Origin of the sequence: Coxiella endosymbiont of Amblyomma sculptum, from assembly GCF_009883795.1 — a bacterium.
Taxonomy (GTDB): domain Bacteria; phylum Pseudomonadota; class Gammaproteobacteria; order Coxiellales; family Coxiellaceae; genus Coxiella.
In genome coordinates this window covers 1-13,563 of record NZ_CP033868.1, presented here as the reverse complement: position 1 = coordinate 13,563, position 13,563 = coordinate 1, and the positions used below count along the sequence as shown (strand labels likewise).

Below are 13,563 nucleotides of genomic sequence, written 5' to 3'. Positions count from 1 at the left end.
TCTATCTTTGACAGTATTTCTGCATTTACTTTCCGATGCAAAATTTGGAAAATATTTCTCCAAGCAAATCATCAGATGTAAATTCACCCGTAATTTCCGATAATATTTTTTGTACCAAAAAGAGGTTTTCCGCTACAAGCTCCACTTTTTGTTGGCGTAACTGTTCACACGCATTTTGAAGAAATACTTTACTTCTTCTAATAGCGTCACAATGACGTCTCCTGGCGGTCAAATCGTTTTCATTTGTTGTTGCAAATCTCACCGTCCTTTTTAGGTGTTCTTTTAAAATTTTTATGCCTGCACCGGTCTTAACCGAAATTTTAATGTGTATATAACCCCCTTCCTCTGAAGAGGAAGGGGGTTCCCCTGTTAAATCGATCTTATTTTCTACGATGGTAATTGGAACACTAATTTTGTTGTTTGAAAAAAGTTCAGATAATATATCTCTAGCGCTTCTTGGAGAAATTTGAGTGGTATCCAGAACAAGTAAAATATGGTCAACGCGATTAACAGCTTGCTTAGTTCTCCTAATGCCTTCCTTTTCTATCGTATCTTTGGCAATCTGTAGTCCAGCTGTATCCAACAAGCGAATTGGCATCCCATCAATATGGATAAGTTCGTGCAAAATATCTCGAGTAGTACCTGCAATATCCGTAACAATCGCCACTTCTTGCCCGCTTAGTAAATTTAAAAGACTGGATTTACCTACATTGGGTTTCCCAGATATCATGACCGTAATTCCTTCTTGCAACAATACCCCTTGTCTCGCTTCTTTTTGCACCTCTTGCATATTTTTCAATAATCTTTCTAGATTCCCTTTAAAAATATTGTCTGATAATGGATCAAGTGTTTCTTCTGAAAAATCAATAGCTGCTTCAATACGAGCGCGCAAATCAATTAGATCAGCTACCAGCGCTCGAATTTTTCGAGAGAATTCTCCTTGAAGGGATCGAATTGCCGAACGTGCTGCGTGTTCCGAAGTGGCGTTAATCAGATCAGCGATAGCTTCGGCTTGAACCAAGTCGATTTTTTTATTTAAAAAAGCCCTTTCTGAAAATTCTCCAGGATGTGCCAATCTAGCTCCCAATTTTACAACTCTTTCTAAGAGTCGATCCATAATCAAGAGCCCACTATGTCCCTGTAATTCTAAAACATCTTCTCCGGTAAAAGAATGAGGTTTTGGAAAATACAAGGCTATTCCTTCGTCAATAAGAGAGCCGTCAAAGTCTTTAAATACACTCAAAACAGCATATCTTGGTTTTGGAATGAAGCCAATTATTTTTTTGGCAATAAAAGACGCGTTAAGTCCTGAAATTCGAACAACACCAATTCCTCCCCGGCCTGCAGGAGTCGCTAACGCAGCAATAGTCTCGTTGTGAATTTTAGTCATAACTACAAAATACGTGAGAATACGATTTTTCGATTCTTCTAAAGATATACAAAATTATCATGACTTTCGATTACAGAGAATTTTCAATTTTTCTTTGCGATTTGTATGAGTTCTATGGATAAACCATTGCTGTAAAGTTTGAATAAAACTGTTAATTAACCAATACAATACCAGCCCAGAAGGAAAATTTATAAAAAATGTAGTGCATATCGCAGGAAAAATCCACATTATTCTTTGTTGTTTGGGATCTAAAGAAACCGACGATAATTTTTGCTGAATCAGCATACCTATGCCCATCAGAATGGGAAGGATATAATAAGGATCTTTAGAAGACAGATCATGAATCCAGAAAACGAATGGTGCCTGACGCAATTCTACACTTTCCATAATTACATAATAAAACGCGATAAAAACTGGAATCTGGATCAACATAGGTAGATAACCACCTAACGGATTAATCTTTTCCGTACGATATAGTGCTATAGTAGCACGACCTAATGACTTTCGATCTTTACCGTAACGTTTCTTTAGCTCTTGTAGACGAGGTTGTATTTCGCGTATTCGAATCATTGACCGGAAACTTTGTGCAGAAAACCAATAAAAAACAATTTTGATAAAGGTTGTTGTTAGAACAATAGTCCATCCCCAATTTTTAACTACGAAATGGATAGCGCGCATCAGTCGAAACAACAGAACAGAAATTGGCCAAAACCATCCGTAGTCAATAGTTCGATCCAAACCTGGTTCTGCCAGTGTTTTTAATCGCTCTACTTCTTTAGGACCAACATAAAACTTCGCACAACTGATAGTCGTTTCTCCCGATCCTACGTTCATTGGAGAACTGATGAATCCAACAGTGTAGGTGTTACCAATGATTCTAGAAGATAGTATACAGCTGTAATAGTGATAAATAAGATCTGAATCAGGAATCCAAACACTCAAAAAATAATGTTGTTGTACGGCAATCCATCCACCTTTCGAGGTACGATCAATATCTTTCTCCTGCATATCTTTATAGGTAATCTTCTCGTAAGGCGTTTGTGAATCAGAAATGGCTACACCGCTGTAACTTCGAGCGTAAAAATGATGATGTTTGACTCTGGGTTCTCTCTGAGTAATTTGAGCGCAGAAACTCCCTTTCCACGGTTTCTTTGTCGAATTATGCATTAGATAGTCAATCCGAACCGCATAATCATTTCGGTAAACGGTATAGATTTTTCTGATGCATACACCTTTGGGTGTTCGGTTCTTCAATTGTACAACGATTTTATTCTTATTTTTGTCCAAAATATATTGGTCTTTTTGCTCTGGACAGCAAAAGACAACAGGCGTCTTGTCCTTCCAGTTGATTAAACCGCTTTGAGCAATATACAGACGTTTGCTATTATTGCTTAGAATTTGCATTGGTTGTCTTTTCTTCTCGTCTAGATATTTAAGCAACTTAGCCGAAATGATAGCCCCTCCTCTTTGAGGATCGATGATCAATTCTAAAACATCTGTTCTGATAGTAATCAAATGTGCTTTTCTTTGTCTTATTTCTCGAAAAGAATTTTTTTGATCCAAAGAAGAAACAGACGAAACGTTTTCAATTTTTTGTAAGGTGGTAGGTTTTGATAGGACGCACCTCGTAAGTGCTTTTTCTTTTGATTGCGAGTTTTCCGATACTGACTCGAAGTTTTTCTTAAACGTTCCTGGATAATCGCGCATCCAATCGTCAAAGATTGCAACAGCTAGGAAAACAACAACGATGCATACAATAGTTTTTTTGATATCCACTACTTACTTTTTGAGACTCCTGCCTAACCAAACTCAGAAGACTGCTAATTCTCTCAAAGAGTATTTAATCAACTTGAGAAGCAATCGATCTATACATTTGCGCAACTCTTTTTTACTCGCTTTTTCTGATTGAGATTTAACGACAAAAACAACATCCAATGAAGGTAAAAAATACCCCAACGTACGAAAACCTTCCCTTACTATCCTCTTGGCGCGATTGCGCATCGTAGATTTCTTTAAACTTTTTCGGCTCGCTACTATCCCTAATCGGGAATAACCAAAACTATTATTTTGGCAATAGAGAGAAAAATAATCTTCGGAAAAACACCGACGTTCCAAGTAAATTCGCTGAAACTCAGATGTAGTGCGAATTCGACAATATTTCAAAAAGTTACGGGACATTCCCGTTGTCAATTTGTCAAACGCTTTCTACCTTTTGCCCGTCGGCGATTTAACACCTTTCTACCATTCTTAGTAGACATTCTTGCCTTAAATCCATGTTTGCGACTCCTTTTCACTACACTAGGCTGGTAAGTACGTTTCATTGTTTCAACTCAAATCAGAATAAATTTAAGATATTTTACTATAGACTAAGAAACGAAATTCTATCAGACAATTGGCCTTGTAGTAAAGACAAAAGGTAATCTGTATAAAAACCCACTAGCAAAAAAATTTATGATAATACAGAAAAATCAGCCATTGTTGTAAACAGTCGTTGCAGAGAAATCAACACTGCTAATCGATTGTTACGTTTTTTTTTATCGTCTGTCATTATTACCACTCTATCGAAGAACCTGTCGATAGGGTCTTTTAATTTTGCTAATTCGTCCAGTACTCTCTTATATTGTACCTGTTTATACAGATTTCCAATTGATCGAATACGGGCAGTTAGCTCTTTTGTCAGATCACGTTCTATGTCGGAATCAAACAACGAAAAATCGATTTTATTAATTGTTATATCGATTGGTTTCTTTTTTAAGATATTGTTCAATCGTTTGTTAACAGTTGTGAGAATCCTGATTTCAGGAAGAGCTTGAAAATATTGTAAAGCTTTAATACGCCGATCAAAATCTAATGGTTCTGTCGAACGAACAGCGAGAATTGCGGTAACAATTTCTGAATGTACATTTTTTTCGAGATACCAAGAACGCAACCGTTCGATAATAAATTCAAAAGTTTGAAAAACTGCGTTTTTGTTTGGTAGATCGATATAATTTTCTTCTGTTTTTTTCAACAACACCAACAAGTCGAGTGGTAGTTTTTTTTCAATTAGAATTCGCAAAATTCCAAGAGCTGCACGACGCAGAGCAAAAGGATCTTTATTTCCTGTGTACAAACTATTGATACCGATAATACCCACCAATGTGTCCAAACGATCTGCAAGAGCAACACAAATACCTTCCAAGTTTTTTGGCAGGTCGTCTTCGGAAAATCTAGGCAAATAATGATCTCTAATGGCCTGAGCAACAGTCTCCGATTCCTTATTACACAAAGTGTAGTAGTAGCCTATAATTCCTTGTAATCTTGGAAATTCACAAACTGTTTTGCTGACCAAATCACATTTAGCCAATGACGCTGCTTTTTTCGTTAGCTCTTCATCGGCTTTTATTTTATTGGCGATAAAAATGGAGAGTTTAGACATACGTGTAGTCTTTTCTAACAGCGTTCCCAATCGTTTTTGAAATACAATTCCCGATAGTTTAAGTAACTGATCTTTCAGTGGTGTTTTTAAATCTCTCTTGTAAAAAAGAGAAGCGTCTGATAATCTCGAATTTATAACCCGTTCATTTCCTTCAACGATGTATTTAGGATTTTTGCTTTCGATGTTGCTGATTAAAATAAAGTGAGGCAACAAAGCTCCTTTTTCATTTTTTATGGGAAAACAACGCTGGCAATCTTGCATTACGGTAATTAATATTTCGGAGGGTAAACTTAGAAATTCCGTTTTGAAGCATCCTAAAAATGCAACGGGCCATTCAACCATACCAGTCACTTCTTCTAGAAGTTTCTCATCAATTGCTGTTTCTCCTTTTGAGGAGGCTGTTTTTTCAATTAATTTTCGAATTTTCTCGCGTCTTCTGTCGAAATCAGCAAGAACCTTTCCACGATTTAGCAACAAATCTTGATAGTCGTGAGGTTGAGGAACAAAAATGGCTTTCGGATGGTGAAAACGATGTCCAAATGTTTTGCGTTTTGCGGTATGACCTAAAATAGTTATCGGTACAATTTTTTTATCCAAAAGCATTACTATCCACCGTACAGGTCGTATAAAAGATCCGGACATACTGTCCCAACGCATCGTTTTAGAGATAGAGAGATTTTTTACAGCAGATTGAATAAGCTTTGGAAGCAATGCATAAGCGGATTGACCTGATTGTTTAATATAACAATAAAGAAATTTTCCCTTTTCTGTCATTTTTGTTTGCAACTGATTTATCGAAACACCGCAGGAACGAGCAAATCCCAAACATGTTTCTGTAGGGGTCCCATCTTCACTAAAGGCTGACTGTACATTTGGTCCTAGACGCTCTAAAGTGCGAGACTTTTGTGTTGAAACTAAATTTTTTACCAATACCGCTAATCGTCTGGGAGTTGCATAGTGATATATAGATCCAAATGAGAGTTTGGATTTTTTAAGTTCTTTCATAATATTTTGCGATAAGGTGTACGATATTGATTTCAAGGCGAATGGAGGCAGTTCTTCGCATCCGATTTCCATCAGAAAATCCTTGGTGGTCATGATTTTTTTTGTTCTGTGTGTAACATCGGAAAGCCAAGTTTTTCTCTTTTTAAATAATGCGCTTGTGCAACTGCATGCGATAACTTTCGAATTCGTAAGATATAATGTTGACGCTCAATAACTGAGATAGCTTGTCTAGCGTCTAAGAGATTAAATGTATGAGAAGCTTTTAACACCATCTCATAGGCCACCAAAGAAATTCCAATATCAATTAATCTCTTAGCCTCTCTTTCATAAAAATCAAAATTTTTAAATAATACATCTACATCAGCATGTTCAAAATTATAAGCTGACATTTCCAATTCGTTTTGATGAAATATTTGTCCATAGGTAATTGGTCCGTAAGATCCTTCTGTCCAAACCAAATCAAATACACTATCCGTCCCTTGAAGAAATGTGACTAATCGTTCTAATCCATAGGTAATTTCTCCTGTGACTGGATTACATGGAAGACCACCCACTTGCTGGAAATAAGTGAATTGAGTAATCTCCATACCATCTTGCCAAACCTCCCAGCCAACTCCCCAAGCCCCCAGTGTTGGGGCGTCCCAATCATCTTCTACAAACCGAACATCGTGGATCAAGAGATCCACCCCCAAGGCTTCCAATGAATTAAGATAAAGTTCCTGGATATTATTTGGTGGGGGTTTCAAAACAACTTGATACTGGTAATAATGCTGAATTCGATTTGGATTGTTTCCGTAGCGACCATCAGTTGGTCTTCTAGAAGGTTGAATATAAGCAGCTCTCCAAGGCTCAGGTCCAATTGCTCGCAAAAAAGTAGCAGGATGAAAAGTACCTGCTCCTATTTCGATATCGAGAGGTTGCAATAAAATACAACCCTGTTGATCCCAGTATTCGTGCAAGACCAGAATAGTCTTCTGAAAACTAGTTTGTCTTGAAAATTTCATTAGACTTTCCTCCCACAGCGTTTTGAATCCAAAAACCAGACAGTATTGAAAATTTGCATCGTAAACCGCACCAACACTAAAGAAATAACAAAAAAAATTAGTCTTAAAAAGTGGAGGATAATAAAAATTAAAAAACCTAAACAGTCATAGCTTCACGAATTTTCTGCATAGCATTTTTTTCAAGTTGACGAATGCGCTCGGCTGAAACGCTATATTTTTCTGCTAATGCGTTTAGCGTTAGTCTTTTTTCGTTTAACCAACGCTGATGTAAAATGTCCTGACTGCGCTTGTCCAATATTTGCAATGCTTTACGAAGCCGTTGTTCTTGGTCTTCTGACCAATCACTGCGTTCTAATTGTAGAGCAGGATTATAACGTTTGTCCTCTAGATAATAGGCCGGTGCGCTGCATCCATGCCCACCACAATTCTCGTCATCAATACTATCGCTAGCTCCGTCAAAAGCTTCATCATGACTGTTCAATCTTTCTTCCATTTGTCGTACGTCTTTGGTGTTTACATTAAGTTCTTCGGCCAGAAGCGATACTTCTTGATCGTTAAACCATCCTTGTTTTTTTGTATGTTTTCGCAGATTAAAAAAGAGCTTTCTTTGTGCTTTAGTAGTAGCGATTTTAACAATGCGCCAATTTTTAAGAATAAATTCATGGATTTCGGCACGAATCCAATGAACAGCGAAAGATACTAAACGAACACCTATCTTAGGATCAAATCGTCTAACTGCTTTCATTAATCCAATGTTTCCTTCTTGGATCAAATCCGCTTGAGACAAACCATAACCTGTATACCCTCGAGCGATTCGAACAACAAATCTCAGATGAGACAGGACAAGTCTTTTGGCCGCTTCTAAATTACGATCTTGTCGAAACTGGGTAGACAGATTGTATTCTTCCGTAACACTTAACATAGGAATTCGATTGATCCAACTAACGTAGCTACCCAGATTCCCGACTGCTAATGATTGTTCTTCTACTTGTGTTAGTAATCGATTCATGAGTTAATTGTCCATAATAACTACGACATTAAAAATTTTAAATCCCCCTGCGGACGAATAACTATTATATCATTCTCTCTGAGAAAAAGCCAGAATTTTCTGGCTTCAAACTTGTATCTTATTTTACGGTAACAAAAGTTAAATATTTGTAGCCAGTTGGAAACTGGTTTTTTATGATTAGGCATCCGAAGAAAAGGAAATTAAGGATTGTTGGTGGAAAATGGCGAGGAAGAAAAATTTCTTTTCCTGATCTTCCAACGTTACGACCTACTTCCAATCGTATTCGAGAAACTTTATTCAATTGGCTACATCCTTATCTCAAACATTCTTATTGTTTGGATTTGTTTGCAGGTAGTGGAGCATTAGGATTTGAATCCTTATCCCGAGGCTGTACTTACAGCATTTTTATTGATTGTTCAAAATCTGTCATTGCAAATCTGAAGAAAAACGCTTCGGTTTTAAACGCTACAAATGTCAAGTTCTTCCAAAAAACATTTCCATACAATATCTTCCAAGGAATAAAAAATACTCCGTTTAATATTGTTTTCCTTGACCCCCCTTTTTATCAAGATCTTATCAATCAAGCTTTTTTCTGGTTAGAGAAGATGGATATTCTGGCTCCTGAATCTTATATTTATGTCGAATCTGAAAAAGACGCATTATTAAAACCTCCCAAAAATTGGGAAAGTTATCGAGAAAAAAAGACGACTAAATTGTTCTACGGATTGTTCTTTCGTTCCTGAGAAAAAGTCGACGACACACAGAATTCAAAGCTGCAAATTAAGAAAAGACGAACAGCGCGAAACGATCTCTCAAGCGTTCCTGAAGGAACTACATCGTATAAACACTATTTTCGTTTTTATTTTAACATCTACTTTTGTTAGATATCTAAATTTTCTACAGTCAGTGCGTGCTGTTCAATAAAAATACGGCGAGGTTCGACCTGGTCACCCATTAAAACAGTAAAAATCTTGTCCGCTTCCACAGAATTTTCAATATTAATGGATAAGAGACGACGAGTAGCAGGATCCATCGTCGTTTCCCACAATTGTTCGGGATTCATTTCTCCAAGACCTTTGTAACGTTGAATGGTCAATTCTTTTTTCCCTTCTTCAATAAGCCAATCTAATGCCTCTCTGAAAGAGGTTATCTTTCTTTGTTTGTTGTTATGTTTTACATAAGCTCCAATCTGAATTAATTTGGACGTTGAGTTGTATAACTTTACAATGCGGTGATAATCGCCACATTCAAAAAAATCTTGATCAAAAACATATTCTTTCGTGATACCACGATCGGTAACGACAATCAGAGGACAATAATACAATTCTCTCTTTTTTTCTTCCCTCAACGAAAAATGATAGCAGAAGTCCGGTTTCTTTTTTTTGTGCTCCAAAAGTTTGCTTTTTAACTCTTTTATCCAGGAGTCTACTCGGGATTTATCGTTAAGCTGTACTGCAGTTAGTGGGGTAATTTCTAGTAAATATTTCAAGATCACAGAAGGATAGTGTTTGCTCAAACGCTTGATACTTCTCGTAGCGATCCAATAACAAGAAGCTAAACGAGTCAGTACAAGATCTTTTACAGCAGGAGCGTGGGGATCTGCATAAAGTTTAGCGCCCTCTAAGGCCAATTGAAGCAATAAAGTGTTGAGCGTTAGGCTATCTTTAACATATTGTTCTTTTCTATTTTTCTTTACCCTATATAGGGGTGGTTGTGCAATATAAATATGATTTTGTTCAATCAAATTTGGCATCTGCCGATAAAAAAATGTGAGCAAAAGAGTACGGATATGTGCACCATCAATATCTGCATCGGTCATCATAATAATGCGATGATAACGCAGTTTTTTTGGATCAAAATCCTCTCGCCCAATTCCACAACCGAGTGCAGTAATTAGAGTACCGACCTCAGCAGAGGATAAAATTTTATCAAATCGAGATTTTTCTACGTTTAAAATCTTACCTTTTAAAGGTAAAATAGCTTGATAGCGACGATCACGAGCTTGTTTGGCCGAACCGCCGGCCGAATCCCCTTCAACTAAAAACAATTCACACAGAGCAGGATCTTTTTCTTGACAATCAGCTAATTTTCCAGGCAGACCACCTAAATCCAATACATTCTTTCTTCGTATTATATCGCGTACTTTACGTACCGCTGTCCTTGCTCGGGCCGCTTCCACAATTTTTAGAGAAATAGCACGGGCTTGCCTTGGATTTTCCAGAAGGTAGTCGCGAAACTTCTCAGACATTGCACTTTCAACTGCATTTTTAACTTCGGAAGACACTAATTTATCTTTTGTCTGTGACGAAAATTTTGGATCAGGTACTTTTACAGAAAGTATAGCCGTTAAGCCTTCGCGAATGTCATCGCCAATTATAGAGCACTGATTCTTTTTAATTATCCCTTTATTTTCAATGTAATTGTTGAGTATTCTAGTTAAAGCGGATCTAAATCCGGATAAATGCGTTCCACCATCATTCTGAAGAATATTGTTGGTAAAGCACAGCACAGATTCTTGAAATCCATCGTTCCATTGCATCGCAATTTCTATGGAAATATTTTTTTTCTCAGAGAGGAAATAAAAAATATCCGGATGAATAGGGGTAAATTTATTGATACAATTAAGATACTGAACAAAAGATTTAAGTCCTCCTTTGTATTCGAAAACGTCTCTTTTCCCGATGCGCTCATCGAAGAGTTCTATACGTACTCCTAAATTTAGGAAAGAAATTTCTCGAAGTTTTTTTTCCAATATGTCATACTGAAACTCAGTATTACTGAAAACGGTAGTACTGGGCTTAAAACGAATTTCTGTTCCGCATTCGGTACTCTTTCCTATTGCTTTTAACGGAGATTGAGGTTTTCCCATTTTGTAAGATTGATAGTAAATGTTTCCGTTTCTTCGAATGGTCATATGCAATTTTTCCGACAAAGCATTGACAACCGAAACACCAACACCATGCAATCCTCCAGATATTTCATAGACATCTTTATCGAACTTTCCGCCTGAGTGAAGAGTTGTCATAATGACTTCTGCGGCTGAAAGACCTTCTTCTGTATGTATGTCTGTAGGAATTCCACGTCCATTGTCGCGAATAGTGATGGATTTATCGTTGTGAATAATCACCAAAATACTAGTACAAAAACCAGCAAGAACTTCATCAACAGAATTATCGACAACTTCGAACACCATATGATGCAGTCCAGATCCATCACTAGTATCTCCGATATACATACCTGGACGTTTACGGACTGCATCTAAACCTCTAAGAATTTTGATCGTCGAAGAATTGTATTCTCGAAAATTTTTGTGTTCGTCGTATTTCATACTGGATAAAACAAATTTCTGTTCTTTTTTGAAAATAGGGAAGCAATTTTATCATAAAAGATGATAATTGTTATATTTTATTGTTAAATATACCCCACAATATGAAGAGTTAAAATTTATGAAAATCTACAAAGAAAAAAGAAATTTCTCTTAATTATAATCTTTGACTTATTGATCAGCTATTCGATTTTCGTGATAGAGAAAAGGGATGAACAATTCCATTTTGTACATGAAATACTATGCTACTATCTGGAATTTCAATTTCTTGAAAGTTTGTATTTGTAATAAACACTTGAGACTTCAATTGTATTAATAAATCAACAACTCGGTATCTTTTTTCGATATCCAGTTCAGCTGTTAAATCATCAATTAAATAAATCGGAGCAGCTTGATTCTTTTTCTTGAACAATAGTCCTTTTGAAATGTAAAGTGCGTAAGTAACAAGTTTCTGTTGTCCTTGAGATAAAACATCTTGAGCCGGAAGTTTTTGAATTGAAAGACGAAAATCGGCGCGCTGCGGACCAATTTGAGTATAACCACATTGTAAATCTCTCCTAAGACTAAATTGAAGTTGTTTTAATAAAGATTGTTTAGCAATCCAACCCGGATAATAACAGAGAAGAATAATTACGTTGGGTAAAAAGTATTGCAATATCTGAGAAAAGATAGCGTTGAACTCAGCAACAATATTTTTTCGCAATTTGTGAATACACTCAGCATCTTCAGAAAACATTTGATCCCACTGAGTAATTTCGTCAAAGGGCAATTGTAACTTAAGAGCTGCATTGCGTTGTCTTAACAATCGCCGAATGCGCTTCCAGGTAGGGAAAAAATTAGGTTCCATATGGAAGGATAGGCAGTCTAAAAATTGACGACGAATCTTAGGACCATCCAGAAAAAAACGGTGACTCATCGCGTTTATTGGACAAAGAGGTAGTCGTTTTGCCAATAAAGACCGATCAGAAATTTCTTCGCCGTTAATTTTTAAGCGACGCTTTCCTAATCGGTACTGTTCAATTCCCAAAGAAATATGTTGTTCCTTTTCTTTAAGGGTAGCAAATACAGAAAAACGATTGGCTGTATGTTGAATGAGTCGTTGATTACAATGTGTGCGAAAGGACCGCCCAACCCCTAAAAAATGGATCGACTCTAATACGCTGGTTTTTCCAGATCCATTAAGACCAAAGAAAAGATTAAATCCGGAGGTGGGTGAAATAACCACTTCCTTTAAATTTCTAAATTGATTGATCTGCAACGATAAAATCTTTGGCATCTAAACTAAAGCCGCATAGGCATGACGACAAAAGAGCTATCTATTCGTTTCATACTTGTGGTGTCTTCAGCAATCAAAACACCACTGTTTGCGTCAGAAAAGGTTAGTGTAATATTTCCACGATTAACGACACGCAAAATGTCAAGCAAATAATTAACATTTAATCCAATATCTAATTCTTTATTTTGTATATAATCAATTTCAATTTCTTCTTCAGACATTTCTTGCTCAATATTATAAGAAGAAATACGCAGTAGCCTATGGCGAAGCTCGAAACGGATACCTCTAAATTTCTCATTACACAGAATAGCCATTCGATTAATAGCTTGTTTTAAGAGATCTCGATCAATTCTGATTTGTTTATCACCACCTTTCGGAATCACTCGTTCGTAATCAGGAAAACGACCTTCGATCAATTTAGAAGTAAATACAAAATCCCCAGTAGAAATGCGTACATGGTTGTTTCCAATTGTTAACACAATACAGTCTTCTTTGTTTGTAAGAAGTCGTAGCAGTTCAGTAATTCCCTTTCTAGGGAGAATTATCCGTAACTTGCTTTTAACAGTATTTTCAATTTCTGAGGTATTAATAGAAAGACGATGACCATCAGTAGCTACAGTACGTAATTTATTGGTATATATCTCAAGAAGAAGACCATTCAAATAGTAACGAACGTCGTTGTAAGCCATGGAAAAATGAGTTTTTTGTAATAAACGATATAGTACACACTGAGGCATAGTCAATTGTAGATGATATTCCATCTTTTCTATAGTTGGAAAAGTGTCAACAGGGAAAGTGGACAATACAAAACGACTTTGACCAGAACGCAATACTATTCTTTCTTTATCTTGAGTTAATTCAATAGATGCCTTCTCAGGCAATGATCGGCATATATCCATTAATTTTTTTCCCGGCAGTGTTAGTCTGCAGGATTTTTGGTCCTGTTTGTTTAATTTCTCTACCCCCCTTAATTCTATTTCCAAATCCGTTCCTGTAATCGAAAGTTGATTATTTTCGATAGAAAGTAACACATTAGAAAGAATGGGCAGTATTTGTTTTCGTTCCATAATTCCAATAACCTGTTGCAAAGGTTTTAAAAGCATTTCACGAACTAAGTACAATCTCACGAATGGCCC

General features: G+C 36.5%; 11 protein-coding genes. 1 reads left to right on the top strand and 10 read right to left on the bottom strand.

What is annotated here, in order from left to right:
• Positions 1-25 precede the first annotated feature (25 nt).
• From mnmE to rpoH, 7 genes are all read right to left on the bottom strand, one after another.
• Positions 26-1,381 (bottom strand): tRNA uridine-5-carboxymethylaminomethyl(34) synthesis GTPase MnmE, encoded by a 1,356-nt coding sequence (gene mnmE, locus EGQ50_RS00055; protein WP_218939760.1) that lies wholly within the window; start codon positions 1,379-1,381, stop codon positions 26-28.
• A 66-nt stretch (positions 1,382-1,447) separates the two neighbouring features.
• A complete protein-coding gene (gene yidC / locus EGQ50_RS00050) occupies positions 1,448-3,166 on the bottom strand; it encodes a membrane protein insertase YidC (RefSeq protein ID WP_159747489.1) in 1,719 nt (572 codons plus the stop codon).
• A 33-nt stretch (positions 3,167-3,199) separates the two neighbouring features.
• Complete coding sequence (rnpA, locus tag EGQ50_RS00045; RefSeq protein ID WP_159747487.1) at positions 3,200-3,568, bottom strand: ribonuclease P protein component; 369 nt, start codon at positions 3,566-3,568, stop codon at positions 3,200-3,202.
• Between the two features lie 8 nt (positions 3,569-3,576).
• Positions 3,577-3,711: a 50S ribosomal protein L34 gene (rpmH, locus tag EGQ50_RS00040; RefSeq protein WP_159747485.1), complete on the bottom strand. Its 135-nt coding sequence runs from the start codon at positions 3,709-3,711 to the stop codon at positions 3,577-3,579.
• 128 nt (positions 3,712-3,839) lie between these two features.
• Positions 3,840-5,885, bottom strand: a complete 2,046-nt coding sequence (gene glyS / locus EGQ50_RS00035) for a glycine--tRNA ligase subunit beta (protein ID WP_246168956.1) — start codon at positions 5,883-5,885, stop codon at positions 3,840-3,842.
• Between the two features lie 17 nt (positions 5,886-5,902).
• The gene (gene glyQ, locus EGQ50_RS00030) at positions 5,903-6,817 is read right to left on the bottom strand and encodes a glycine--tRNA ligase subunit alpha (RefSeq protein WP_159747482.1); all 915 of its coding nucleotides are present in this window, start codon (positions 6,815-6,817) and stop codon (positions 5,903-5,905) included.
• A gap of 136 nt (positions 6,818-6,953) precedes the next feature.
• Positions 6,954-7,826, bottom strand: a complete 873-nt coding sequence (gene rpoH / locus EGQ50_RS00025) for an RNA polymerase sigma factor RpoH (protein ID WP_159747480.1) — start codon at positions 7,824-7,826, stop codon at positions 6,954-6,956.
• Between the two features lie 173 nt (positions 7,827-7,999).
• Here rpoH and rsmD point away from each other — a divergent pair, with 173 nt between their 5' ends.
• Positions 8,000-8,569 carry a 16S rRNA (guanine(966)-N(2))-methyltransferase RsmD gene (gene rsmD, locus EGQ50_RS00020; RefSeq protein ID WP_159747478.1) on the top strand — a complete coding sequence of 190 codons (570 nt, stop codon included), beginning with the start codon at positions 8,000-8,002 and terminating at the stop codon, positions 8,567-8,569.
• 137 nt (positions 8,570-8,706) lie between these two features.
• Here rsmD and gyrB read toward each other — a convergent pair whose 3' ends face one another.
• From gyrB to dnaN, 3 genes are all read right to left on the bottom strand, one after another.
• Entirely contained in the window at positions 8,707-11,154 is a 2,448-nt protein-coding gene (gyrB, locus tag EGQ50_RS00015; protein WP_159747476.1) for a DNA topoisomerase (ATP-hydrolyzing) subunit B, read from the bottom strand.
• 175 nt (positions 11,155-11,329) lie between these two features.
• Positions 11,330-12,427, bottom strand: coding sequence for a DNA replication/repair protein RecF (gene recF, locus EGQ50_RS00010; protein ID WP_159747474.1), 1,098 nt, complete (start codon positions 12,425-12,427; stop codon positions 11,330-11,332).
• 5 nt (positions 12,428-12,432) lie between these two features.
• Entirely contained in the window at positions 12,433-13,554 is a 1,122-nt protein-coding gene (dnaN, locus tag EGQ50_RS00005) for a DNA polymerase III subunit beta (protein ID WP_159748384.1), read from the bottom strand.
• Positions 13,555-13,563 lie beyond the last annotated feature (9 nt).